A 25,130-nucleotide genomic window follows, 5' to 3' on the forward strand; every position below is an offset into this window, starting at 1 on the left:
GCGCTGGACGGTAAGCTTGGCCATTACCGTTCGAGCGAGCGTCTCCGCATGCCTCCCGTCGATCTGCCGCAAGTCCCGTGGATCGAAGGCGAGTCCGTGACCGCCTATCTGGACGCCTCGGGCGCCGACGCCGAGCAGCGCCGCTTCGTCACCGATCTGCATCGCGACGGCGTGGCCGTGTTCGATCTGGGGCCGGACGCCCTGGCGCTGATCGACCGCGCCACCGCCGACGCCGAGCGGTTCTTCCGCCCCGGCAAGCGTCGCGCTCAGGATGTCTGGCGGCGATCCGAAGCCGTACGCGCCTTGGCCAGCCATACCAAGCTCACTACGATGCTGGAGCTCGCGTATGGCCGCACGCCTTTCGCCTTCCAGACCCTGAATTTCCGCGAAGGCAGCGAGCAGCACGCCCATTCCGACATCGCCCACTTCCACAGCCAGCCGCCGCGCTTCATGTGCGGGGCCTGGATCGCGCTGGAGGACGTGGCGGCCGACGCCGGGCCGTTGTTCTACCATCCGGGCAGCCATCGCGACCGGATCTTCGAGATGAGCGATGCCGGGGTGGAAGGGCGTCGTCCCAAGCGCGGCGACTACGCCGCCCACTATGTCGAGGCCTTCGCCCGCCAGGTGACCGGCGATCGCCGTCCGGCCTTGCTGCGCAAGGGCCAGGTGCTGGTCTGGGCGGCCAACACCACCCATGGCGGCTTGGCCATCCAGCGGCCGGGCGCGACGCGGCGTTCGCTGGTCACGCACTTCTTCTTCGAGGACTGCGTCTACTACACGCCGCTGTATTCGCGGCCCGAGACCAACCAGCTTTATTTGCGGCTGCCGGCCGATGTGCGCACCGGCGGCGTGGTCTGGCCCAGGCGCGACGGCAAGCCCGTTCCGCTGGGTCCGCGACCCCTCGCCCAGGCCCTGCGCGACAGGCTGGGACGGATCGTCCGGGTCGACTGAACGCGGGTCGGGGTTTCGAAGCGTCGCGTCGCCTGCTAACCACGGGCAACGACTTCTAGAAGGGGCCCGACACATGGCCGACGATTACGCGTTCCCCAAGGGCGAGCTGATGCGGGGCAAGAAGGGCCTCGTCATGGGCGTGGCCAACCACAACTCGATCGCCTGGGGTATCGCCAGCCAGCTGGCCGCCCAGGGCGCCGAGATGATCTTCACCTATCAGGGCGAAGCGCTGGAGCGCCGCGTGCGGCCGCTGGCCGAGAGCATTGGCGTCACCACCCTGGTTCCGGCCGACGTCACCGACGACGCCTCGATGGACGCGGCTTTCGCCGCCATCGAGGAGAAGTTCGGGACGATCGACTTTGTCGTCCACTCGGTGGCCTTCGCCAACAAGGACGAGCTGAAGGGCTCGTTCGTCGACAACACCACCCGCGAGGGTTTCCTGACGGCCATGAACATCTCGGCCTTCAGCTTCGTGGACGTCGCCAAGCGCGCGTCCAAGCTGATGCCGAACGGCGGTTCGCTGATCACCATGACCTATCTGGGGTCGGAGCGGACCATTCCGAACTACAACACCATGGGCGTGGCCAAGGCCGCCCTGGAAGCGGCGACCCGCTACATCGCGCGCGACCTGGGCCCGAAGGGCATCCGCTGCAACGCCATCTCGGCCGGCGCCATGCGCACCCTGGCCCTGGCCGGCATCGCCGGCGGCCGCGGCATGATCGCCCAAGGCCGGGCGTTCAGCGCCATGAAGGAAGACACCTCGATGGAAGGCGTCGCGGGCGCGGCCCTGTGGCTGGTCTCCGACCTTGGCCTGTCGACCACGGGCGAAGTCGTCCACGTCGACGCCGGCTTCCACATGATGGGCATGCCGGACGCCGAAGAGGCCTAAGGCTCTCTTTGGCGCGCGATGGCCGCCAAAACCGGCGGCCACTTTTGGCTATCGCGCTCGCTACGGCGCATACGCTCTCATGAAACGAACGGCCGCCTCTTTCGCGAGGCGGCCGTATTCGTCTGGGGTCTTGTCCGACGGCAGGCGCAGCAGCGAGCGCAGCTGGCTGTGACCCATGACCATGCCGGAGAAGAACTCCGCCGCCTGGTCGGGATCGTCGACCTTCATGCGTCCCAGCTCGGTCTCGGTCCGCAGGAACGCCGCCAGTTGCTTGCGGGCGCTCAGGGGGCCGGCCTCATAGACCTCGCGGGCGACGTCGGGCATCTCGCCCGAGCCCAGGATGATCACCCGCATCATCGAATAGCTTTTCGACGTGATCACCGTCTCCAGCACCGAGCGGGCATAGGCCTCCAGCGCCTCGGCCGGATTGTCGACCGCGCCCGGTTCCCGCAGCGAGGCGGTGATGGCCTCGACCCGGCGGTTCATCAGGGCCCGCATCAGGTCGGCCTTGGAGCCGTAGTGGTTATAGACCGTCTGCTTGGAGACCCCGGCGCGCTTGGCGATCGCCTCCATCGGGGCCGAGAGGCCGCGCTCGCCGATCACCTCGACGGCGGCGTCGAGGATGGCCTCGGTCTTGGCGACGTCGATCTGTCCGGGAACGCGGGGCATCAGTGAGCGTCCGAAGGCGGGGGAGGGGCATTCTTGACCGGCGCGGCCAGCAACGAGACGACGGCGGCGACGAAACAGCCGATGGCCAGCAGGGTGAAGCTGTCGCCGAAGGCCATGACGGTGGCCTGCTGCTGCATCATGCCGCCGATGGCCTTGCGGGCCGCGCCGGCGGGGTCGGCGACCCCCAGCTGCATCATGCGTTCGGTCAGGCCGGCCATCATGTTGGCCGTCGGCCCGCCCTGCATCACCTTCGAGGTCATGTCGTCGTAGTACAGCGCGGTCTGCTGGGTGATCGAGGTGGCCAGCAACGCAAGACCAACGGCGCCGCCGGTGTTGCGGGACAGGTTCACCAGGCCCGAGGCATTCTTGACCATGTGCGGGGGCAGGGTGCTCATCGTGATCTGCTGGGTGGCGATCATGGCGATCATGACCCCGACGCCACGGCAAGCCTGAACGCCGGCGAACTCCCAGAAACCCCAGTCCTTGCTCACGCTATGGGCCATGTACATGCCCCAGCCCGCCAGCATGAAGCCGATGAACATCGGGATGCGCGGGTCGCCCTTGCGCACCAGACGCCCCGCCAATGGCCCGGTCAGGAACATCGACAGGCCCGAGACCACCATGGTGGTGCCGACCTCCGACGCCGAATAGTGGCGCACGCGGCCCAGGAACTGCGGCAAGAGGAAGGTGCCGCCGAACAGGCTGGCGCCCGAGACGGCGGTCATCACCACGCCGATGGTGAAGTTGCGATTGGCGAAGGCGCGCAGTTCGACGATCGGGTTCTTGTAGGTCAGCTGCCGCCAGATGAAGGTCACGCCGCCCAGCACCGCCACGACGGTCAGCCACAGGATGCCGCTGTCGTCGAACCAGTCGTCCTTGGCGCCTTCTTCCAGCACGAACTGCATGCTCATCAGGAAGACCGCCATCACCGCCAGGCCGAACCAGTCGAAGCCCTTGGCCAGGCTGGGGTCGCCCTTGTCGAAGTCAGCCCAGCGATAGACGCCGAACAGCACGATCAGGCCGGTGGGCACGTTGATGAAGAACAGCCAGCGCCAGGACAACGCCTCGGTCAGGTGGCCGCCCAGGGTGGGACCGACGGTCGGGGCCAGGGTGACGATCAGGCCCATGATCACGCTGGCCGTCACGCGCCGCTCGGGCGGGAAGGCGGTGAAGGCCACGGCGAATACCGTCGGGATCATCGCCCCGCCGATGAAGCCCTGCAGGGCCCGGGTCAGGATCATCATGTCGATCGACGAGGACAGGCCCGTCAGCACGCTCATGATGATGAAGCCGGTGCACGAGATCAGGTACAGGCGCTGGGTGCCCCACAGGCGCGAGAGGTATCCCGACAGCGGGATCATCACGACTTCCGGGATCAGGTAGGCGGTCTGGATCCAGCTGATCTGGTCGGTGCTGGCGCCCACGCCGGCCTGGATCTGCGGCAGCGAGGCGGCCACGATCTGGATGTCCAGGATGGCCATGAACTGGCCGATGACCATGGCCCCGAAGCCGAGGAACAGCTTGGTCCAGTTGACTTCGGGCTTTGGGGTGGCGGCTGCGACGGCGTCGGTCATGACCGTCCGCCTCTAGCGCGCCTCGCCCTGACGGGCGACCTGCGGCTCGGCCTGGCCGGCCTCGGCGAACGAGGGGCCCGAACGATCGCGGACGTCGACCTTGATCTCGACCGACAGGCCCGGACGCAGAGCCGCGCCCAGCTGGCTGCGGTCGACCACGATCTTGACCGGCAGACGCTGGGTGATCTTGGTGAAGTTGCCGACGGCGTTCTCGACCGGGATCAGGGCGAACTCCTGGCCGGTGGCCGGGGCGAAGCTGTCGACCTTGCCGACGATCTTCTGCTTGCCGAAGGCGTCGGCCTTGATCTCGACCGGCTGGCCGACGCGGATGCGGGCGACCTGGGTTTCCTTGAAATTGGCGACGATGAAGGCCTGGCCCAGCGGCACGACCGACATCAGGGCGACACCCGGCTGGACCAGCTGGCCCGGACGCACCGAGCGGGCACCGACCACGCCGGCGACGGGCGCGCGGATCACGGTGCGCTCCAGGTCGAGCTTGGCCTGCGCCACGGCGGCGTGGGCGGCGGCGGCCTGGGCGATGGCTTGATCCTTGGCCGAGCCCAGCGACTGGGCGGCGCGGCGTTCGGCCTCCAGGGCGGCCTGGGCGCTGGCGACGCCGGCGGCGGTCTGGGTGGCGGCGGCGCGCTCGGTCTGGACCTTTTGCTGGCTGACCCAGCCTTGCGTGGCCAGGCTGGCGTAGCGGTCGAGGTCGGCCTTGGCGCGCCCGGCGTCGGCCTGGGCGCTGGTCACGCCGGCGGCCTTCTGGGCGATCATCGCCTGTTCCAGGCTGTTCTTGTCGTCAACGGCCTTGATCGCCGCATCGGCGGCGCCGGCATTGGCGATGGCCTGGTCAACACGCGCCTGGAAGGTCGACGGATCGATCTTGGCCAGCACCTGGCCGGCCTCGACCCGCTGGTTGTCGGCCACCAGGACCTCGGCGACATAACCGCTGACCTGCGGGCTGACTTGCACGGTGTCGGCTTGAACGAAGGCGTTGTCGGTCGCCTCGTAGCGCTGCTTGTCGAGGAACCACAGGGTCCCGCCGACGACCACGCCCAGCAGGACCACCCCGCCGACGATCATCGGAACCAGCTTCTTGTTACCCGCCGTCGCCATGACCCAGACCCCTGTCGAAAGGCTTCAAGCGCGCCGGATATTCTTGTCCGACGCGCTCAGCAAGGGATAAATGGACGCAGTCGTCCAATTTTCAATTAACGCCGGACGAGGATTTTCGATCAGGCGGCGCGGCGGGCGTTCCGGCTGTCTGCCAGCCGGAACCGCTCGACGAGACGGCCCAGTTCGCGGGCCTCGTTCGACAGCGCATGGCTGGCGGCCGTGCTCTGCTCGACCATGGCGGCGTTTTGCTGGGTGGCCTGGTCCATCTGGTTCACGGCCGTATTGACCTGCTGCAGGCCGGTGGACTGCTCCTGGGCCGAGGCGGCGATCTCGGCGACGATGCGGTTGATGTCCTGCACGCCTGCGATGATCCGTCGCAGGGCCTCGCCGGTTTCGCCGACCAGGCCGACGCCCTCGTCGACCTGCTGGGTCGAGGCGCCGATCAGGGCCTTGATTTCCTTGGCGGCCTCGGCCGAGCGCTGGGCCAGGGCCCGCACTTCCTGGGCGACGACGGCGAAACCCTTGCCGCTCTCGCCGGCGCGGGCGGCTTCGACACCGGCGTTCAGGGCCAAGAGGTTGGTCTGGAAGGCGATCTCGTCGATCACGCCGACGATATTGCCGATCTTGGACGAGGATTCTTCGATCTGGGTCATGGCCGCGACCGCGCGGTCGACGACGTCGCCGCCGCGCTCGGCGTCCTTGCGGGCGCTGTCGACGGTGCGCTGGGCGCTGCCCGCGCCGTCGGCGGTCTTGCGGACCGTGGCGGTGATCTCATCGAGCGCCGCGGCGGTCTCTTCCAGGCTGGCGGCCTGCTGCTCGGTGCGGCGCGACAGGTCATCGGCGGCGTGGCTGATCTCGCCCGAGCCGGCCTGGATGCCGCCGACCGCGCCGTTGATCACGGTCATGGTCTGGGCCAGCTGGTCCATGGCGGCGTTGAAGTCGGCCTGCAGCTTGCGATAGGCGGGCGGGAAGGCCTCGTTCAGGCGGAAGGTCAAGTCGCCGCCGGCCAGGGCTTCCAGGCCCTCGCCGACGCGGCCGACCACCACCGATTGCTCGCGGGCGTTGGCGGCGCGTTCGGCCTCGCCGGCCTCGCGATGGCGCTCGGCTTCGGCGCGCTGTTCGACCGACAGGCCTTCCAGGCGGATCTTCTCGATGGCGGCTTCCTTGAAGGTCAGCACGGCGGCGGCCATGCCGCCGATCTCGTCCTTGCGGCCCACGGCTGGCACGTCGACGGTGTTATCGCCGCCGGCCAGGCGGCGCATGGCGACGGTCATGGCGGTGACCGGGACGGCGATGGCGTTCGACAGCAGCCAGCCCATCAGGATGGCCACGCCCACGGCGACAGCGCCGCCGATGGCCAGGGTGAAGAGGCCGGCGCGGAAGGCGCTGGCCTGCTCGGCGCGACGCTCGACCAGTTGCTGGTCCTCGATCTTGGTCATCGCCTCCAGCACTTTGCGGACATTGGTCAGGCGACCGGTCGAGGCGATTTCCGAGCGGGCCTGCTCGCGGGTGACCAGGTTGTCGGCGTCGGCCAGCTGCTTGCCGGTCTCGGCCTCGAAGGTCTCGACGGCGGCTGTCAGCGCGTCGGCGCGGGCCTTCTCGTCGGCGTCCTCGACCCCGGCGGCGATGCGCTTGAAGGCTGCCTCGTATTCTTCGTGATACTTGGCGCGCTTCTTCAGGAACGAGGCGTCCTGGCTGGCGACATAGCCGCGCACGGCGTTCTGCTCCTCGACCAGGGCCCCGGTCGTGTCGGCGATCGCGTCGATATAGGCGTAGCTGTGCTCGTTCAGCGCGGTGATCTTCTGGATCGAATTCAGGCTGGCGGCCACCAGGGCGCCGGCGATGACGACGCCGATCACCAGCGCGGCGAATGCAGCCAGAAGTTTGTGCGCAACTTTCAGATTAGACATGAGCAGTGTCCCCGGCCCGGTAGTTCGGCCAACAACTGCGCTTTCAGGGTTAACAAGCCCGTAAGGCTGTGAAGAAGACCAGTGTTCACTGGAATCTTACTGAAGGAAACCGGTTTCCGGCCCAGTAAAACTCAGGAATCCACGTGCCGGGCGGCGTTTTGACGCACCGCTCTATACCTGAGACTAGTCCCGCGTCGACACCTTCCGTGTTCGGACTATCTGCGCTCTACTTTGAGGCGCAAAACCGCCTGCGGCGTCCGGTCGCAATTTCCGCTTGCGTCGGAATCACGACAGAGTAAAAGCCGCTCCCCAACGCAACCAACGTCCCGGGAGTGCGTATCTCCTCCAGCGCGAGTTCCCGCTGGCCCCCGCTCAAGGTCGCAGGAGTTACCCCATGAAGACGCAGACCCAGACGCCGCTCGACATGATCCGCCCGGTGCTGTGGATGGCCGCGGCCGCTTTCGCGGCCGGCTTCGGCGGCTATCTGATGATCGGCCTTAAGGCCGTTCACGCGGCCCCGAGCTTCTAATTATTTAGAGCCCGTCGAGCCGAAGCCGCCGGCGCCACGATCGGTGGCGTCCAGGTCCTCGACCTCAACCATCGGCCATTGCGGAGCCGCCGCGATCACGCCCTGGGCGATGCGATCGCCGCGACGGATCGTGAAGTCCTCTTCGCCCAGATTGATCAGCAGCACGCAGACCTGGCCGCGATAGTCGCTGTCGACGGTGCCCGGCGCATTGACCACCGTGACGCCGTTCTTGAAGGCCAGGCCCGAGCGCGGACGCACCTGCATCTCGAAGCCGTCCGGCACCGCCACCGAGAAGCCGGTGGGGACCATGGCCCGCGCGCCGGGCTTGATCACCATCGCCTCGTCTTCCGGCACGTGGGCGCGCAGATCGAAGCCCGCCGCCCCGGCGCTGGCATAGGCCGGAACCGGCAGGTCGGCTTGGCCTTCCCAGCGCTTGAAGCGGATGGCGAGACCGGCGGGGATGGCGGACATGGGAGGCGCTCCTGAAAGACCGCCCGGCTGTAGCTGATTTGCCCGCGATCAGGCCAGAGTCCGTTAAGAGAGCGCCTGAGCGATCCGCTGAGCGATCTGGCTGGCGACCTGGTCCTTGGCCGCGCGATCCCAACGCTCAGTCCCGTCCTGGGTGATCAGCAGCACGGCGTTCTCAGCCCCGCCCATCACGCCGGGCTGGGTGACGTCGTTGGCGATGATCCAGTCGCAGCCCTTGCGGGCCAGCTTGGCGCGGGCGTGCTCTTCGACATGGTCGGTCTCGGCCGCGAAGCCGACGACCAGTTTCGGCCGTTGCGGGCCGCTGGCCGACAGCGTGGCCAGGATGTCGGGGTTCTCGACGAAGGTCAGGGCCGGCGGGCCGCCCTTTTCCTTCTTCAACTTGGTCCCGAAGGCCTCGTCCACGCGCCAGTCGGCGACGGCGGCGACGAACACGCCGACGTCGGCGGGCAGGGCGGCCTGGCTGGCGGCCAGCATCTGACGGGCGGTCTCGACGTCGACGCGCTTAACCCCGACCGGGGTGGGTTGGGCGACGGGGCCGGCGACCAGGGTCACTTCCGCGCCCAGCTTGGCCAGCGCCTCGGCAATCGCGAAGCCCTGCTTGCCGCTGGAGCGGTTGGTGATGCCGCGCACAGGGTCGATCGGCTCGAAGGTCGGACCGGCGGTGACCAGGGCGCGCTTGCCCTGCAGCGGCCGAGCGGCGGGGCCTTCCAGCTGCGCGACGATGGCGGCGAAGATCTCCTCCGGCTCGGCCAGGCGGCCATAGCCGAACTCGCCACAGGCCATGGAGCCTTCCTCGGGACCCACGAAGCTGACGCCGTCGGCCTTCAGGGTGGCGACGTTGCGCTGGGTGGCGGGGTGCAGCCACATCCGCACGTTCATGGCCGGGGCCATCAGCACCGGCTTGTCGGTGGCCAGCAGGGTGGTGGAGGCGAGATCCCCGGCCAGGCCGTTGGCCGCCTTGGCGATCAGATCGGCCGTCGCCGGCGCGACCACCACCAGATCGGCCGAGCGCGACAGCTCGATATGGCCCATCTCGTGCTCGTCGGTCAGCGAGAACAGCTCCTGATAGACCTTGTCCTCGGCCAGGGCCGCCAGGGACAGGGGCGTCACGAACTCGGCCCCGGCCTTGGTCAGGATCGGCCGCACGCCGATGCCGGCCTTGCGCAGCAGGCGGGTCAGCAGCAGCGCCTTGTAGGCCGCCACGCCGCCGCCGACGATCAGAAGAACCCGCTTACCGCTCAACGTCGCGCTCCGCTCTCGCATGCGTCTTGTCCCTGCACATGCCCACCCCGGGGCCAAAGCGCCAGAGTGAAAGAAGGGACTCGACTCGTGTTCCGCTTTCGTTCAATAAACGTAAAAGTAGAGAAACGGGGCGATGCCATCATGAAGATTGTGCGAAACGTCTTGTCGGGCGCGGCGGCGCTCTTGTTGCTGGCGGGCCTCGCGGCCTGCGACAGCGGGGCCTCGGCGGTGAAGGCGCAAAAGGCCGGGGAGCGGGCGGTCGCCGATGTCGCGCCCCCGTTGACCGGCGGCGAAAGCAGCAGCGGCGGCCGGCGCGCCGATCCGCGCGACGCCCCGGTCAAGCTGGTCTCGGGCAAGCCCTACTGGGCCGCCAACCGTACGCGGTCGGCCGAGGAGAACGCCCAGCGCTCATTTGAGCGTAACGGCGCGACCTTCGAGGCCAAGACCGCCGACGACTATGTCGCCAAGGTCCACGCCTTCGTCAGCGACCCGCCCAAGGGCTCGGAAACCCTGAAGCGGTCGAACGGCGACCTCCTGATCTACGACCCCAAGGGCAATGTCTTCGCGGTGGTCTCGCGCGAGGGCGCGCCGCGCACGATGTTCAAGCCGGACGAAGGCGCGGCCTATTGGGACGAACAGAAGACCCGCGAGGCGCGCAGGGCCTCGGCGTCGAACCGGCGCGAGCGCGAACCGGCGGAGAGCTAGACCGGCGGCCGCGCCAGCAGTAGGCCGGTGACGAAGGCCGCGCCGGCGGTGGCGGCGCCGACCAGGAACCACAGCAGGGGCCAGGCGTGCTGGCGCTCCGGGACCACGGCGACGGGCGCCGGCGGGGCCTCGGCCAGGCGAGCCAGGGCCTTGATGGCGCGCAGGGCTTCCTCGGCGAAGTCGCGGGCCTTGGCGGCGGGTGACAGCTCGCGGCCGATCCAGCGGCGCACCACCGGGTCGGCGGCAGCCCACAGGTCGTGGGTCGGGTCGATGCGGCGGGCGACGCCCTCGACGGTGACCATGGTCTTCTGCAGGAGCACGAGCTCCGGCCGCAGGGCCATGTCGAACAGGGCGGTGATCTCGAAAAGCTGCGCCAAGAGGCGGCCCATCGAGACGTCGCGGGCGTTGCGGCCGAAGACCGGTTCGCCGACGGCGCGCAGGGCCTGGGCGAAGGCGTCCATGTCCTGGTGGGCCGGGACGTAGCCGGCGTCGAAATGCACCTTGGCCACGCGGGCGTAGTCGCGGTTCAGGAAGCCGTACAGGATTTCGGCCAGGTACCGGCGCTCACCGGGGCCCAGGCGCCCGACGATGCCGTAGTCGACGGCGACCACCTCGGCCGGGGCGGCCACGAACAGGTTGCCCTCGTGCAGGTCGGCGTGGAACAGGCCGTGGTCCAGGGCTTGAGCCAGAAAACCACGGGTGACGTTCTCGGCCAGGGCCTTGCGGTCCAGGCCCGGCAACTCCAGCGCGGCGACCTCGGACAGCGGCGCGCCTTCGGCCCAGGTCAGGGTCAGGACGCGTTTGCCGACACCCTCCCAGCAGACCAGCGGCGCGCGCATGTAGGAGTCGACCGCCATGGCCTCGCCCAGCTCGGCGCAGCCGGCGGCTTCGAACCGCAGGTCCATCTCCAGGTCCAGGGCGCGGATCACGACCTCGACGAATTCGGTGGGGCGCAGGCGGCGCGACGCGGGCGCGAGTTTCTCGGCCAGGCGCGCAGCCAGGCGCAGCACGGCGGTGTCCTGGGCCACCTGGCGCTCGACGCCGGGACGCAGCACCTTCACGGCGACCTTGCGGCCGTCGACCAGCGTCGCCGGATGGGCCTGGGCCAGCGAGGCGGCGGCGACCGGCTCGCCGATCTCGGCGTAGATTTCGGCCAGCGGCTTGCCCAGGTTGCGGGCGATCTCGGCCTTGGCCACCGCCAGCGGGAAGGCCGGCAGCCGGTCCTTCAGGCGCGACAGGTCGTCGGCGAAGGCAGTCCCGAAGATGTCGGCGCGGGTCGACAGAAACTGGCCCATCTTGATCGCGGCCGGACCTTGATGCTCGAGCACATGCGCCAAGCGTTCGCCCGGCCGGCCGCGTCGGGCCGCGCCGCCGGCGAACAGGCGCAAAAACCGGCCCGCCCACTTGGCCGAGGTCGGCAGCAGCGGTTCGACCTCGCGCGGGATCAGGGCGTCGGCCCGGACCAGGGCCCAGCCCGCGCCGGTCAGGCGCCAGAAGGCGGAAAAGCGGGTCACCGTTCTAGAGCGCCCAGCCCTGGTGCAGGGCCGCGACGCCGCCGGTGAAGTTGGTGTAGGTCACCCGTTTGAAGCCGGCGTTTTCGATCATGCCAGCGAAGGTGCGCTGGTCGGGGAAGCGGCGGATGCTCTCGACCAGGTACTGATAGGCGTCGCGATCCTTGGCGACCCACTCGCCGACCTGCGGAATGACCTTGAAGCTGTAGGCGTCGTACGCCTTGGCCAGCGCTTCCGTCACCGGCCGGGAGAACTCCAGGCACAGGAAGCGGCCGCCCGGCTTCAGCACCCGGCGCGCCTCGCGCAGGGCCGCGTCGATGTCGGTGACGTTGCGGATGCCGAAGCTGATCACATAGGCATTGGCGTAGTTGTCGGGCAGCGGCAGGCGCTGAGCGTCGCCGACGGTCCAGGTGATCTCGGGTTCGCCGCCGCGCTCGATGCCGGCCATGATCATCTCGGCATTGTAGTCGACGATGTTGATGGTGGCGTCCGGACCGCCGCGGCGCTCCTGCGCGTTGCGGGCCATCTTGGCGAAACGGCGGGCCATGTCGCCGGTGCCGCCGGCGCAATCGACGATCACCTCGCCCGGCTGCGGATTGAGGCGCGCGGCCACGGCGTCCTTCCAGAGCCGGTGCACGCCGCCGCTCATCAGGTCGTTCATGATGTCGTAGTTCTTGGCGACGCGGTCGAAGACCCCGCGCACCAGGCCCGCCTTCAACGAGGCGTCGACATCCGTGAAACCGAAGCTGGCGGAGGTGTTGCTCATGACGTCTTTGGGCCGAACTCTCTATATGACAGGACGCTCTTAGCCCGCGTCACGCGTCGCGTCATCCGCCGAAGGTTTGCCTTGCCCGAATTGCCCGAAGTCGAGACCGTCCGTCGGGGCCTGGAGCCGGTGCTGTCCGGCGCGCGTCTGGCCCGTGTCCGCGCCAACCGGCCCGACCTGCGTTTCCCGCTGCCGGACGGCTTCGTCCAGCGGCTGACGGGGGCCAAGATCCTGCGCCTGGACCGCCGGGCCAAATATATCCTGGCCCCACTGGATCGCGGCGACACCCTGGTGATGCACCTGGGGATGACCGGGCGGTTTGAGATTGCCGCCCCGGAAGGATCTGTGCGTCCCGGCGACTTCGCCCGCGAGGTCACGCCCGACGACAAGCACGCCCACGTCGTCTTCGAGACCGAGGACGGCGCCACCGTCACGTATTACGACCCCCGACGGTTCGGCTTCATGGACCTGATCCCGACCGACCGCGTCAGCCACCACCCGTGGTTCGCGACCATGGGCCCCGAGCCGCTGGGCGACGGCTTCGACGCCAAGACCCTGGAAAAGGCCTTCGCCAATCGCAAGCAGGGCCCCAAGACTCTGCTCTTGGACCAGAAGACCGTCGCGGGCCTGGGTAATATCTATGTGTGCGAGGCCCTGCACCGGTCGCACATCTCACCGTTCAAGCCGTCGGGCGGGATCGCCAAGAAGCGGCTTGCGCCCCTGACCACGGCGATCAAGGAGGTCCTGGCCGAGGCTGTCGAGGTGGGCGGCTCCAGCCTGAAGGACTTCGCCGCCGCCGACGGCGCCCTGGGCTATTTCCAGCACCGCTTCCGCGTCTACGACCGCGAGGACGAGCCGTGCCCGACCCCCGGCTGCAAGGGCGTCATCGCCCGCGAGGTCCAGGCGGGACGGTCGACCTTCTTCTGCCCGGTGTGCCAGGTCTAGGGCGCGCGCAGGATCCGGGTCGAGGCGCGGACGAGCCGGATCGGCTGGGCCGCGCCGTCCGCGCCCGCCAGGTCGAAGTCCACCCGCAGCTGGTAGCTCAGCACCCGCTGTGAACGGGGAACGATAAAACGCACCGTCTCCTCGCCGCTGCCGGCCGGGCTCCAGGTTCCGACGGGGAGGGACCCGACCGGCGCGTCGCCGGCCTTCACGTCCGCCGGCCGGGTTCGGGGCGCGGACGAGGCCAGGACCAGGGTCAGCTCGACATCGCCCGCGGCGGTGGAGGTCGGCAGCAGCAGGGTCGGCCGCAGGATGGTCGACACCGCGCCCTGGCCGGGCGTGGGCGCGCTCCAGCCATAATAGAGAATGAGCGGTCCGACCGGATGGTCGAACAGCACGGTGACGGCGCGGATATCGCTGCGGACTGGCGTGGCCGCTTCGTAGGCCTGGTTGGCGCGGCTGCACATCTGGATCAGCAGGATGATCGCGAGGCCCGCGAACGTCGCCAGGCCCAGGGCGCGAAGGACGCGGCTCATGCGGCGACCCTCAGGGCCAGGGTCCAGGTCACCATCAGGAAGCCGTTCAGCATGGCCAGGGCCGCGATGACGGCGGGCGCCAGCTTGGGCCGGTCGGCCAGGAGCCTGGCGGCGACCAGCCACAGCGGCAGCACGACCAGGGCGTAGCGCGCGAACGAGTTGAGGCCGGCCGCCAGTGGGACCAGGGTCAGGAACAAGGCCAGGCTCAGCAGCCGCCAGCGGCGCATGGCGGCCAGCACGATCAGCAGGCCGATCGCCAGCCAGCCGGCCGCCAGGCTCAGCAGGTTGGCGTCGTGCACCGTCGACGGATGCAGCAGGCCGTTCACCAGGACCGAGACGGGGTCGCCGAACGTGCGATGCCAGGCCTTTTGCACATGCATGAAGGCCAGGGCATCGCCGGTGCGAGCCTTCAGATGCAGCACGAAACCGAGCAGCGCCGCGACGGGGATCACGCCGCCCAGGCCGATGCGGGCCAGCTCCGCCGCGCGAGGGGGAGGGGCGGCTCGCAATCGCTCCAGCGCTGTCCAGGCGTAGGGCAAGAGCAGGCCGACGCCGAGATTGCGGGTCAGGACGGCCAGCGCCATGACCGCGCCGGCCGCCAGCCAGCGCCGGCTTCGGATCAGGACCAATCCGCCGGCCACGCAGGCCAGGAACAGCGCCTCGGTATAGGCGGCCGAGAAGATGTAGCTGCCCGGCGCCGCGCACAGCAGCACGACGGAGAGATCGGCGGTCCTGGGGTCGAACTCGTCGCGCGCCAGGCGGTGGATCAGGACCAGCGCCGCCAGGAACGCCAGGTTCGAGATGACCAGCATGGCCTGGAACACGCTCAGGCCGGTCAGGTGGGCCAGCGCGCTGGCCAGGCCCGGATAGGCCGGAAAGAAGGCCCAGTTGGCCTGGCCGTCCAGGCCCGGCGCGCGCTGATAGCCGTTCAGCGCCAGGTCCATGTACCAGCCGCTGTCGGAAGCGCCCCACAGGTTCAGCGCCTGCTGGCCGCTGAGGCTCAGCACATTGCCGGCGGTGGTGAGCGGCCGGAGGTGGATCAGGGTCAGCAGGCCGATGACCAGCAGCGCCAGCCGGCTGGCCAGGAAGGCGTAGAGGATGACGGCATGGTCGCTTAGCGCGCGCCGGGCCAGGGTCATCAATTCGCGCGCTTGTTGTCCGGTCAACGGAAGCTCCGGCCTGGGTTGCGCCCCTTGTCGCCCGCTTCGTGCGTGACGACAACGCGGGAGGGCTCCCCAAGTGCGCGCGCCTCTCTATAACTGCACCGTTCAAGCAGGAGACCGTGATGGCCGAGTACCAGACCCTGATCGTCGAGGCGCCGGAAAAGGCGCCGGGCGTGACCCTGATCCGCCTGAACCGGCCCGAGGCCCTGAACGCTCTGAACACCGCCCTGCTGGCCGAGCTGGCCCAGGCGCTGGCGGCGGCCCAGGCCGATGACGCGGTGGGCTGCATCGTGCTGACGGGCTCGGCCAAGGCCTTCGCGGCTGGCGCCGACATCAAGGAGATGTCGGACAAGAGCTATGCCGACATGTTCAAGGCCGACTTCTTTACGGCTGGCGCGCGGGCGATCGAGCAGTGCCGCAAGCCGATCATCGCCGCCGTCGCCGGCTACGCCCTGGGCGGCGGCTGCGAGCTGGCGATGATGTGCGACTTCATCCTGGCCGCCGACACCGCCAAGTTCGGCCAGCCCGAGATCAATCTGGGCGTCGCGCCCGGCATCGGCGGCACCCAGCGCCTGACGCGCTTCGTCGGCAAGTCCAAGGCCATGGACATGATCCTGACCGGCCGGATGATGGGCGCCGAGGAGGCCGAGCGCTCGGGCCTGGTGTCCCGGATCTTCCCCGCCGACACCCTGGTCGACGAGGTCCTGGCGGTCGCCGCCAAGATCGCCAGCCAGTCGCCGCTGGCCGTGGCCATGAACAAGGAACTGGTCGAGGCCGCCTATGAGACGACCCTGACGACCGGGGTCGCGCTGGAGCGGCGGCTGTTCCACTCGCTGTTCGCGTTCGAGGATCAGAAAGAAGGCATGGCGGCGTTCGTCGAGAAGCGTAAGCCGGCCTTCAAGGGTAAGTGATCCGGTAAGAAACGATTGCGTCACCGGCCTCGCAGGAATCTGGCCTGTGGACCGTTGACCCCGGCCAACGCTTCCCGTATATCCGCGCGCTCTATTTTCCCTGCTTCGCGGCCGCCCGCGGGCTGTCCGTTTGAAGGTCCTACCTTATGGCCAATAATCCCGGCGCTAAGAAAGCGATCCGCAAGATCGCCCGTCGCACCGAAGTCAACACCGCTCGTCGTTCGCGCGTGCGCACCTTCCTGCGCAAGTTCGAAGACGCCATCGCCAAGGGCGACGTCACCGTCGCCAAGGCCGCTTTCGTGGAAGCTCAATCGGAGCTGATGCGCGCGGTGTCGAAGGGCGTCGTTCACCCGAACACGGGTTCGCGCAAAGTGTCGCGTCTGGCGGCTCGCCTGAAGAAGCTGGATAAGGCCGCCGCCTAAGTCCAGAATTTGGACGAACGCTGTTCGTTCAATGATTACAAGTATTTACAGAAGCCGGTCAGGTCCGCCTGACCGGCTTTTGCTTTGAATCCAACGCTCTATTTTTGGCGTTGCAATCTGTGATCTGAGGGACTGGCTTCACTATTCCCTTGCCACGCGAGGGGCTCTCGCGAGTCAACAGAAATATCCGGACTCGGACGCAAGTTTTCCGTTTGACCGGCCCCCTCCGCTGGCTAGTTTAAGCGTCTCAGCGCTTCTCCAGTCTTGGAAAAAACAAGGCGGCGGCGGACCTCCTGCGTTCGCCGGGTAAGAACCTGTGTGCGCTGAGTAACCGGCTGTACGCCATGGGGGGCGAGCGGCTGAAGTGGGTTTGCGGCGGTTGTTTTTGTGCGAAGGCGGTGGATGTAATGACGATGAAGGGCGGGGTGGCCAGCCAGGACTTTTCGGCGGCGATCGCGACGGCTGTAGAGCCGGCTGCGACCGTGTGGTCGAAAGTGACCGTGGCTCTGAAACGCGAGCTGGGCGACGCGGCCTTCGGGTCATGGATCGCACCGGCGATGCTGCGTGAGGCCGCGACCGGTGACGTCGTGTTGGTCACGCCGACGGGCATTGCGCGGGACTGGATCCGTCGCAGCGCCTGGCGCCGCATTGGCGAGCTGTGGGCCGCCAATGACGCGACCGGTCGTCGCATCGACCTGAAGTCGCGTTTGGAATTCGAGGCTTCGGCTGGCGCCTATGTCGAGGCCGCCCCGAAAGCCGCCGCGGCTGAACCCATCGAGATCGTCCTGCCCGTGTCGACCGACGCGCCGGCCGTCGTAGCGCCCAGCGCCAAGTCGCCCCGCACCCAGGGTCTGCAAGAGCGCTTCACCTTCGAGACCTTCGTCCCGGGTCCGGCCAACGAGTTCGCCCACGCCGTGGCGCGCCGGATCGCCAACTGGGCCGACGGCCACTTCAATCCCGTGCTGTTCCACGGCCCCTACGGCTTCGGCAAGACGCACCTGCTGAACGCCCTGGCCTGGGAAGCCATGCGCAACGCGCCGGAAAAGCGCGTCGTGTACCTGACCGCCGAGCGTTTCCTGTCGACCTTCGTGCGCGCCCTGATGGATCGCCAGACGGCGGCCTTCAAGGAAGAGCTGCGCGCCGCCGACCTGCTGATCATCGACGATGTGCATTTCATCGCCGGCAAGCAGTCGACCCAGGAAGAGCTGTTCCACACCCTGACCGCCCTGGTCGGCGAAGGCGGCCGCGTCGTGTTCTCGGCGGACCGTCCGCCGTCGGCCATGACCGAGATGGACCCGCACCTGCGCTCGCACCTGTCGGCGGGCCTGGTCTGCGGCCTGGAGCCGGCTGACCGCAACCTGCGCATGGGCATCCTGGAGCGCAAGATCCAGACCCTGGCCGCCGCGCATGGCTTCGATCCGACCATGCGTCCGGACGTGCTGCAGTTCCTGGCCGACCGCTTCACCGACAGCGTCCGCGAGCTGGAAGGCGCGCTGAACACCCTGTCGGCCCGCGCCGGCGAAGGCCTGTCGCGCATGACCCTGGACGAGGTGCAGGCCATCCTGCGTCCGCACCTGCGGTCGGGCGAGAAGCGCATCACCATCGACGACATCCAGAAGGCGACGTCTGAGCACTACGGCATGAAGCAGGCTGACCTGCTCAGCGAGCGCCGCAACCGCGCCGTGGCCCGTCCGCGCCAGGCCGCCATGTGGCTGGCCAAGCAGCTGACCACCCGTTCGCTGCCGGACATCGGCCGTCGTTTCGGTGGCCGCGACCACACCACCGTCCTGCACGCCGTGCGCCGCATCGAGGCGCTGCGCGCCGAGGACAGCGCCCTGAACCACGACCTGGAAGTCATCACGCGCAAGCTGCGCGGCTGATCCGGGGCAAGCCGGGACACCGGTTTCCAAGACACGAGAAGGCCGCTCCGAAAGGGGCGGCCTTTTTCGTTATCAGCGGCTGGCTTTAGGATCGGGCGGTTCGCGTCAGGAGGGATCGTGTTCGAGTTTGTCGCCAAGGGTCTGCGGACCACGATCCTGTCTGTCTTTGCGTTGGCGCTGGGGGCGTCGGCGGCGATGGCCCAAACAGCGCCAGCCAATCTGGACGCCGTCTCCAGCACGGCCTCGCGTTATTCCGTCCTGTCCGACGCGCTGTGGACCATGGGCTCGGACGCCGTGCCCGAGCGGCTCGACACCGCCCAGGCCGCCTTCGCCGCCGATCCTCGCAGCGCCGAGGCCAATCTGCGGCTGGGCCTGGCGATGCGGCTGGAGCATCCCGAAGCTGTGACCCTGATCCAGCGCGCCTACGAAGAGGCTCTGCGGCTCGATCCCAAGTCGCCCCGCGCCTATGCCGTGATGGGCGAGTTCCTCAGCGACCAGGGCGACGCAGAGGGCGTGGCGAAGAACTACCAGGCCTGGCTGGCCTTCGCGCCGAACGATCCTCGGGCGCACCTGTCCTACGCCCTGGCGCTGGGGCGGCTGGGCCAGATCCCGGAAGCCCATGCGGAGCTCGACAAGTCCCTGGCGCTGGGCCCGACCTCGGCGGCCTATCAGCTGAAAGCCGTGTTGGCCGAGGGCGGTCCGCCGGAAGAGGTCCTGGCCGCGCTCGAGGCGGCGCTGAAGGTCGGTGGCGGCGAAGACCGGATCTATTATTACCGCGCCCGGATGCGCTGGGGGCGAGGGGAGACGGACCTCGCCCTGGCCGATGTCGCCAGGGGGCTGGCGTACGCGCCCAGCAGCTTTCGCTTTCGCCAGCTGCGCGGCGAGATCAATGCCGACGCGGGGCGCTACGACCTGGCGATCGCCGAGTACGACGCCTTGATCGCCCAGCAGCCCGGCTGGCCGGACCTGATGAACGATCGCTGCTGGGCGCGGGCGAGGGCGGGCAAGGAGCTGCAGAAGGCGTTGGCCGACTGCGATGCCGCTCTGGGCCTGGATCCGGGCCGGCCCGAGGCGCTGGACAGCCGGGGCTTGGTCAAGCTGCGGCTGGGCGACCTGCCGGGCGCGCTGGCCGACTATGACGAGGCGTTGAAGACCGATCCACCGGTGCCGACCGCTCTCTATGGTCGCGGCATCACCAAGCGCCGAAATGGCGACAAGGCTGGCAGCGACGCCGACCTCGCCAAGGCCCAGGAGCTCGATCCCGGGCTCGACCAGCAGTTCGCCCGGTTTGGCGTGACGCCTTAGGCCGGTTGCGCCCGCCGGAGGGTCAGGTTGATCCGGCCGCCGCCGGGGACCAGGCTCGACGACCCGGCCAGGATGCGGTCCACCCCGTGGAAAGCCAGGCGCGCTGGACCGGACAGCCGACACACATCCCCGGAGCTCAGTTTCAGGCTCCGCGTCGGGTCCTTGCGGTTGGTCCCGCCGATGCGGAACACGGCGGTGTCACCCAGCGAGATCGACAGCACCGGAAAGCGCGGATCGGCCTCGTCGCGGTCCTGATGCAGGCCCATGCGGGCGCCGTCGCGATAGAGGTTGATCAGGCACGAGTCCGGCGGCGTGTCCGGGTCGCCCAGTTTGGTCCACAGGTCGAGCAGGGCAGGGGGCATGGCGGGCCAGGGCTGGTCCGTGTCCGGATGCCGTTCGGCGTAGCGGTATCCGCCAGTATCGCTGGTCCAGCCCAGCGGGCCGAACGCCGTCATCGCTACGCTCATCGGCTTACCATAGGCCGTGCCATAGTTCGCGAACGGAGCAGTTTCCGCCGCTGCCAGCACGGCGTCGACCAGGTCCCGCTGGGCCGCGGCGTCCAGGAAACTGGGCCAGAGGTCGAAACCCGGAATGACGGTCAGGGGCTGAAACATTACTGAAACTTAACGCGCGCCATAGGGGCGAAGGGTGTTGGTTTGCCCGGCCGGCTGAGGGGGCCGGATAATTTTTCCATACTAGGACCGAACATGCGTCGTCTTATGTCCTCAGCGGCCATGGCCGTGATTTTGTTAACCGCCGGCAGCGCTTCCGCCGCCCCGGCCGCTGTCGGCACGAAGGGCGCGACTTTCGCGACCGTGACGACCCAGCTGCCGCGTAACGTCCGGCCGTCGCATTATGATCTGGCCTTCACGCCCGACGCTGACAAGCTGACCTTCACGGCTCAAGTGAAGATCGCCATCGAGGTCGTCGAGCCCACCGCCACCATCACCCTGCAAGCCGCCGACCTGACGTTCGCCAAGGCGCAGATCGCCGGGATCGGCGCGGCCAAGATCAAGGTCGACGAAGAGGCCCAGACCGCCGCCTTCACGTTCGCCAAGGCCCTGCCGAAGGGCAAGTACGTCCTGTCGATCGACTATGCCGGCAAGATCTACAAGCAGGCCGCCGGCCTGTTCGCCCTCGACTACGAGACCGACGCCGGCAAGAAGCGGGCGCTCTACACCCAGTTCGAGAACAGCGACGCCCGCCGCTTCATCCCGTCGTGGGACGAGCCGTTCTACAAGGCCACCTACACCGTCGAGGCGACGATCCCGACCGGCCAGATGGCCCTGGGCAACATGCCGATCGCGTCCTCGAAGGACATCGGTGGCGGCAAGAGCGTCGTGAAGTTCGCGACCTCGCCCAAGATGTCGACCTACCTGCTGTTCTTCGGCCTGGGCGAGTTCGACCGCGCCTCGGTCAAGGCCGCCGGCGTGGATGTCGGCGTGGTGACCAAGAAGGGCGACACCCCCAAGGCCGACTTCGCCCTGAAGTCGGCCGCCGACATCCTGCCCTGGTACAACGACTATTTCGGCACGCCCTATCCGCTGCCGGTGCTGGACAACATCGCCGCGCCGGGCCGAAGCCAGTTCTTCAGCGCCATGGAGAACTGGGGGGCGATCTTCTACTTCGAATACGCCATGAACCTGGACCCGAAGATCTCGACGGAGTCCGACAAGCAGAACGTCTTCACCACGGTCGCCCACGAGATGGCGCACCAGTGGTTCGGCGACCTGGTCACCATGGCCTGGTGGGACGACCTGTGGCTGAACGAGGGCTTCGCCTCGTGGATGGAAGGCCGGGCGACCGAGCACTTCCACCCCGAATGGAACGCCGCCGTCGGCGCGGTGAACGGCCGTGAATACGCCATGGGCCTGGACGCCCTGCAGACCACCCACCCGGTGGTGCAGCACGTCGAGACCGTCGAGCAGGCCAGCCAGGCCTTCGACGCCATCACCTACCAGAAGGGCGAGGCCGTCATCCGCATGCTGGAAAGCTATGTGGGCCACGACGCCTGGCGCGACGGCGTGCGCGCCTACATGAAGCAGCACAACCACGGCAACACGGTCAGCGATGACCTGTGGCAGGCCGTCGAGGTCGCGGCCAAGAAGCCGATCAAGGCCATCGCCCACGACTTCACCCTGCAGCCGGGCGTGCCGCTGATCACGGTCAGCAACACGACCTGCGCGGCGGGCAAGAGCACGCTCACCCTGACCCAGGGCGAGTTCAGCAAGGACATCCCCGGCAAGAAGCCCCTGACCTGGCGCGTGCCGGTCACGGTCCAGGCGATCGGCGGCGGAACGGCAAAGACCCTGGTCACCGGCGGCCAGGGCACGGTCACGATCGACGGCTGCGGCCCGGTGGTCGTCAATGCCGGCCAGAGCGGCTACTTCCGCACCCTGTACGGTTCGGAGCGCTTCACCGGCATCGTGCAGAACTTCGCCAAGCTGCCGGCGATCGACCAACTGGGCGTGATGAGCGACGCCTGGTCGATGGGCCTGGCCGGCTATCAGCCCGCCACCGACTTCCTCGATCTGGCCAAGGCCACGCCGGCCGACGCCGATCCGCAGGTGCTGTCCAAGGTGACCAAGGTGCTGTCGGCCATCGACGGCTACTACGAAGGCCAGCCGGCCGAGCGCGCCGCGTTCCGCAAGGTCGCCATCGGCCAGCTGCGGCCGCTGATGGCCAAGGTGGGCTGGACCGCCAAGACCGGCGAGCCGGACAATATCGCCATCCTGCGCGCCGACGTGATCGGCGCTCTGGGCGGCCTGGGCGATCCTGAGGTGACGGCCGAGGCGACCCGTCGCTTCAACGCCGACAAGACCGACCCGTCGGCCATCCCCGGTCCGCTGCGCAAGACCATCCTGGGCGTCGTGGCCGCTCACGCCGACCAGGCGACCTGGGACGCCATCCGCGCCCAGGGCCAGGCCGAGAAGACCCCGCTGGTCCGCGCCCAGCTGTACAGCCTGCTGGCCGCGGCCGAGGACGAGGGCCTGGCCAGGAAGGCGCTGGAACTGGCTCTGACTCCGGAGCCGGGCGAGACCCTGTCATCGACCATGATCTCCAAGGTCGCCGCCAGCCATCCGGATATGACCTTCGACTGGGCGATCGCCAACAAGGACGCGGTCAACGACAAGGTCGACTCCACCTCGCGCACCCGGTTCATCCCGGGCCTGGGCGCGGCTTCGTCGAACCCGGCCACGGCCGAGAAGATCAAGGCCTGGACCGCCGCCAACCTGGCCGAAGGATCGCGCAAGGAAGGCGACAAGGCCGCCGCCGCCGTGATGAACCGCGCCCAGATCCGCCAGCAACGCCTGCCGGCGATCACCGCCTGGGTCGCCAAGGCCGGCTAATTCTCGAATAACTTAGAACTTTCAATGGTCGCGCTTCGAAAGGGGTGCGGCCATTTTTCTTGGTCGCGGTACCAGATTCCCCCTCGTTACGAGGGGTTATGGGCTTGCGCCCGGGCCCCTATCCCCCATATCCGGCTTCGAAGCGGGGTTGACGGGCTCGTCAACTTCGCACAACGCATTTTGCCCGCTCGACTTTCGTCGGCGGAACAGGATGTGGAACGTAAACCGTAGAGCGTACGAACCACGGGGACGGAACGAGAAAAACCGGGGCGCTTCCGAGAAGGCCCTTGTCACCGCCGTCCGCCTAGAAGGAGCGAACAGGTACCAATATGAGCAAGATTATCGGCATCGACCTTGGCACCACGAACTCGTGCGTGGCCATCATGGACGGTAAGAACCCGAAGGTGATCGAGAACGCCGAAGGCGCTCGCACGACACCGTCGGTCGTCGCCTTCATGGAAGATGGCGAACGCCTGGTGGGCCAGCCGGCCAAGCGCCAGGCCGTGACCAACCCGACCAACACGCTGTTCGCGATCAAGCGCCTGATCGGCCGCTCCGCCAGCGACCCGGTCGTGGAAAAAGACAAGGGCATGGTGCCCTATGACATCGTCAAGGGCCCGACCGGCGACGCCTGGGTCAAGGCGCACGGCAAGGACTACAGCCCGCAGGAAGTGTCGGCCTTCATCCTGCAGAAGATGAAGGAAGCCGCCGAAGCCCACCTGGGCGAGCCGGTGACCAAGGCGGTCATCACGGTTCCGGCCTATTTCAACGACGCTCAGCGTCAGGCGACCAAGGACGCCGGCAAGATCGCCGGCCTGGAAGTCCTGCGCATCATCAACGAGCCGACCGCCGCGGCCCTGGCCTATGGCCTGGACAAGGACAACAACAAGAAGATCGCCGTCTACGACCTGGGCGGCGGCACCTTCGACGTGTCGATCCTGGAAATCGGCGACGGCGTCTTCGAAGTGAAGTCGACCAACGGCGACACCTTCCTGGGCGGTGAAGACTTCGACCTTCGGATCGTCGACTACCTGGCCGACGAGTTCAAGAAGGAGCAGGGCGTCGACCTGCGCAAGGACAAGCTGGCCCTGCAGCGCCTGCGTGAAGAGGCCGAAAAGGCCAAGAAGGAACTGAGCTCGGTCGCTCAGTACGAAGTGAACCTGCCGTTCATCAGCATGAACGCCTCGGGTCCGCTGCACCTGAACATCAAGCTGTCGCGCGCCAAGCTGGAAGCCCTGGTCGACGACCTGATCTCGCGCACCATCGGTCCGTGCGAGCAGGCTCTGAAGGACGCCGGCCTGAAGAAGAGCGACATCGACGAAGTGATCCTGGTCGGCGGCATGAGCCGCATGCCCAAGGTCCAGCAGGCGGTGCAGGACTTCTTCGGTCGCGAGCCGCACAAGGGCGTGAACCCCGATGAAGTCGTGGCGCTGGGCGCGGCCGTCCAGGCCGGCGTGCTGCAAGGCGACGTCAAGGACGTGCTGCTGCTGGACGTGACCCCGCTGACCCTGGGCATCGAGACCCTGGGCGGTGTGTTCACCCCGCTGATCGAACGCAACACCACCATCCCGACCAAGCGCTCGCAGACCTTCTCGACCGCCGACGACAACCAGTCGGCCGTGACGATCCGCGTGTTCCAGGGCGAACGCCCGATGGCCGTGGACAACAAGATCCTGGGTCAGTTCGACCTGGTCGGCATCCCGCCGGCGCCGCGCGGCGTGCCGCAGATCGAGGTCACCTTCGACATCGACGCCAACGGCATCGTGCAGGTCCACGCCAAGGACAAGGCGACCAACAAGGAGCACTCGATCCGCATCCAGGCCAATGGCGGCCTCTCGGACAGCGACATCGAGCGCATGGTCAAGGAAGCCGAGGCCAACAAGGCCGCGGACGAGACCAAGAAGAAGCTGGTCGAGGCCAAGAACCAGGGCGAGGCGATCCTGCACTCGACCGAGAAGGCTCTGGCCGAGCACGGCGACAAGGTCGGCGCGGCCGAGAAGGGCGCGATCGAGACCGGGATCACCGAGCTGAAGACCGCCCTGGAAGGCGAGGACGTCGAGGCCATCCAGGCCAAGACCCAAGCCCTGATCCAGGCTTCGATGAAGCTGGGCGAGGCCATGTACGCTTCGCAGCAAGGCTCGGAAGACGGCGCTGATGGCGCTGAAGCCGCGGACGATGGCGTCGTCGACGCCGAGTTCGAAGAAGTCGACGACAACAAGCCGGCGAACTAATCGCCATGCGCGCGCCGCGGAACATGCTCGATAGGTCTG

The 25,130-nt window shown here is 68.0% G+C and carries 22 protein-coding genes; 11 read left to right on the forward strand and 11 right to left on the reverse strand.

Annotation, left to right across the window (positions count from 1 at the left end):
• The first annotated feature begins 48 nt into the window (after nucleotides 1–48).
• The gene (locus tag AC07NF_RS12750) at nucleotides 49–951 is read left to right on the forward strand and encodes a phytanoyl-CoA dioxygenase family protein (protein ID WP_494626347.1); all 903 of its coding nucleotides are present in this window, start codon (nucleotides 49–51) and stop codon (nucleotides 949–951) included.
• A 73-nt stretch (nucleotides 952–1,024) separates the two neighbouring features.
• The gene (locus AC07NF_RS12755; RefSeq protein ID WP_494626349.1) at nucleotides 1,025–1,840 is read left to right on the forward strand and encodes an enoyl-ACP reductase FabI; all 816 of its coding nucleotides are present in this window, start codon (nucleotides 1,025–1,027) and stop codon (nucleotides 1,838–1,840) included.
• 60 nt (nucleotides 1,841–1,900) lie between these two features.
• Here the strand turns inward: AC07NF_RS12755 and AC07NF_RS12760 are convergent, their stop codons facing one another.
• From AC07NF_RS12760 to AC07NF_RS12775, 4 genes are all read right to left on the reverse strand, one after another.
• Nucleotides 1,901–2,509 (reverse strand): TetR/AcrR family transcriptional regulator, encoded by a 609-nt coding sequence (locus tag AC07NF_RS12760; protein ID WP_494626351.1) that lies wholly within the window; start codon nucleotides 2,507–2,509, stop codon nucleotides 1,901–1,903.
• Nucleotides 2,509–4,083: a DHA2 family efflux MFS transporter permease subunit gene (locus AC07NF_RS12765; protein ID WP_494626353.1), complete on the reverse strand. Its 1,575-nt coding sequence runs from the start codon at nucleotides 4,081–4,083 to the stop codon at nucleotides 2,509–2,511. Before AC07NF_RS12765 ends, AC07NF_RS12760 begins: the two co-directional genes overlap by 1 nt.
• Before the next feature lie 12 nt (nucleotides 4,084–4,095).
• A complete protein-coding gene (locus AC07NF_RS12770; RefSeq protein ID WP_494626355.1) occupies nucleotides 4,096–5,199 on the reverse strand; it encodes an HlyD family secretion protein in 1,104 nt (367 codons plus the stop codon).
• A 119-nt stretch (nucleotides 5,200–5,318) separates the two neighbouring features.
• Entirely contained in the window at nucleotides 5,319–7,109 is a 1,791-nt protein-coding gene (locus AC07NF_RS12775) for a methyl-accepting chemotaxis protein (RefSeq protein WP_494626357.1), read from the reverse strand.
• Between the two features lie 394 nt (nucleotides 7,110–7,503).
• On the opposite strand from AC07NF_RS12775, the gene AC07NF_RS12780 reads away from it, so the two are divergent.
• Entirely contained in the window at nucleotides 7,504–7,638 is a 135-nt protein-coding gene (locus AC07NF_RS12780; RefSeq protein WP_454718595.1) for a hypothetical protein, read from the forward strand.
• On the opposite strand, the gene dut is transcribed toward AC07NF_RS12780, so the two are convergent.
• Entirely contained in the window at nucleotides 7,639–8,109 is a 471-nt protein-coding gene (dut, locus tag AC07NF_RS12785; RefSeq protein ID WP_454718596.1) for a dUTP diphosphatase, read from the reverse strand.
• 63 nt (nucleotides 8,110–8,172) lie between these two features.
• Complete coding sequence (gene coaBC / locus AC07NF_RS12790) at nucleotides 8,173–9,390, reverse strand: bifunctional phosphopantothenoylcysteine decarboxylase/phosphopantothenate--cysteine ligase CoaBC (protein ID WP_494626361.1); 1,218 nt, start codon at nucleotides 9,388–9,390, stop codon at nucleotides 8,173–8,175.
• Between the two features lie 120 nt (nucleotides 9,391–9,510).
• Between coaBC and AC07NF_RS12795 the strand changes: the two genes are divergently transcribed.
• Nucleotides 9,511–10,074, forward strand: a complete 564-nt coding sequence (locus AC07NF_RS12795) for a hypothetical protein (RefSeq protein ID WP_494626363.1) — start codon at nucleotides 9,511–9,513, stop codon at nucleotides 10,072–10,074.
• Here AC07NF_RS12795 and ubiB read toward each other — a convergent pair.
• Nucleotides 10,071–11,588, reverse strand: a complete 1,518-nt coding sequence (gene ubiB / locus AC07NF_RS12800; RefSeq protein ID WP_494626365.1) for a 2-polyprenylphenol 6-hydroxylase — start codon at nucleotides 11,586–11,588, stop codon at nucleotides 10,071–10,073. The genes AC07NF_RS12795 and ubiB overlap by 4 nt on opposite strands.
• Nucleotides 11,589–11,592: 4 nt before the next feature.
• Complete coding sequence (locus AC07NF_RS12805) at nucleotides 11,593–12,351, reverse strand: class I SAM-dependent methyltransferase (protein WP_494626367.1); 759 nt, start codon at nucleotides 12,349–12,351, stop codon at nucleotides 11,593–11,595.
• Nucleotides 12,352–12,432: 81 nt separating this feature from the next.
• Here AC07NF_RS12805 and mutM point away from each other — a divergent pair, with 81 nt between their 5' ends.
• Entirely contained in the window at nucleotides 12,433–13,296 is an 864-nt protein-coding gene (gene mutM, locus AC07NF_RS12810; protein ID WP_494626369.1) for a bifunctional DNA-formamidopyrimidine glycosylase/DNA-(apurinic or apyrimidinic site) lyase, read from the forward strand.
• Here the strand turns inward: mutM and AC07NF_RS12815 are convergent.
• Nucleotides 13,293–13,829, reverse strand: a complete 537-nt coding sequence (locus AC07NF_RS12815; protein ID WP_494626371.1) for a hypothetical protein — start codon at nucleotides 13,827–13,829, stop codon at nucleotides 13,293–13,295. The two genes, mutM and AC07NF_RS12815, sit on opposite strands and share 4 nt — an antisense overlap.
• Nucleotides 13,826–14,995: a putative hexosyltransferase gene (locus tag AC07NF_RS12820; protein ID WP_494626373.1), complete on the reverse strand. Its 1,170-nt coding sequence runs from the start codon at nucleotides 14,993–14,995 to the stop codon at nucleotides 13,826–13,828. Before AC07NF_RS12820 ends, AC07NF_RS12815 begins: the two co-directional genes overlap by 4 nt.
• Before the next feature lie 119 nt (nucleotides 14,996–15,114).
• Between AC07NF_RS12820 and AC07NF_RS12825 the strand changes: the two genes are divergently transcribed.
• From AC07NF_RS12825 to AC07NF_RS12840, 4 genes are all read left to right on the forward strand, one after another.
• Complete coding sequence (locus AC07NF_RS12825) at nucleotides 15,115–15,903, forward strand: enoyl-CoA hydratase (RefSeq protein ID WP_494626375.1); 789 nt, start codon at nucleotides 15,115–15,117, stop codon at nucleotides 15,901–15,903.
• A 146-nt stretch (nucleotides 15,904–16,049) separates the two neighbouring features.
• Entirely contained in the window at nucleotides 16,050–16,325 is a 276-nt protein-coding gene (gene rpsT, locus AC07NF_RS12830) for a 30S ribosomal protein S20 (protein ID WP_454718605.1), read from the forward strand.
• 407 nt (nucleotides 16,326–16,732) lie between these two features.
• Complete coding sequence (dnaA, locus tag AC07NF_RS12835) at nucleotides 16,733–18,205, forward strand: chromosomal replication initiator protein DnaA (protein WP_492816048.1); 1,473 nt, start codon at nucleotides 16,733–16,735, stop codon at nucleotides 18,203–18,205.
• A gap of 117 nt (nucleotides 18,206–18,322) precedes the next feature.
• Nucleotides 18,323–19,510: a tetratricopeptide repeat protein gene (locus AC07NF_RS12840; protein ID WP_494626378.1), complete on the forward strand. Its 1,188-nt coding sequence runs from the start codon at nucleotides 18,323–18,325 to the stop codon at nucleotides 19,508–19,510.
• On the opposite strand, the gene AC07NF_RS12845 is transcribed toward AC07NF_RS12840, so the two are convergent.
• Nucleotides 19,507–20,124: an alpha-ketoglutarate-dependent dioxygenase AlkB gene (locus AC07NF_RS12845; RefSeq protein WP_494626380.1), complete on the reverse strand. Its 618-nt coding sequence runs from the start codon at nucleotides 20,122–20,124 to the stop codon at nucleotides 19,507–19,509. The genes AC07NF_RS12840 and AC07NF_RS12845 overlap by 4 nt on opposite strands.
• A 93-nt stretch (nucleotides 20,125–20,217) precedes the next feature.
• On the opposite strand from AC07NF_RS12845, the gene AC07NF_RS12850 reads away from it, so the two are divergent.
• Nucleotides 20,218–22,860: a M1 family metallopeptidase gene (locus tag AC07NF_RS12850; protein WP_494626382.1), complete on the forward strand. Its 2,643-nt coding sequence runs from the start codon at nucleotides 20,218–20,220 to the stop codon at nucleotides 22,858–22,860.
• 329 nt (nucleotides 22,861–23,189) lie between these two features.
• Nucleotides 23,190–25,091: a molecular chaperone DnaK gene (gene dnaK, locus AC07NF_RS12855; RefSeq protein ID WP_492816040.1), complete on the forward strand. Its 1,902-nt coding sequence runs from the start codon at nucleotides 23,190–23,192 to the stop codon at nucleotides 25,089–25,091.
• Nucleotides 25,092–25,130: the final 39 nt, after the last annotated feature.

Source organism: Caulobacter sp. GW821-FHT10A06, from assembly GCF_059415805.1.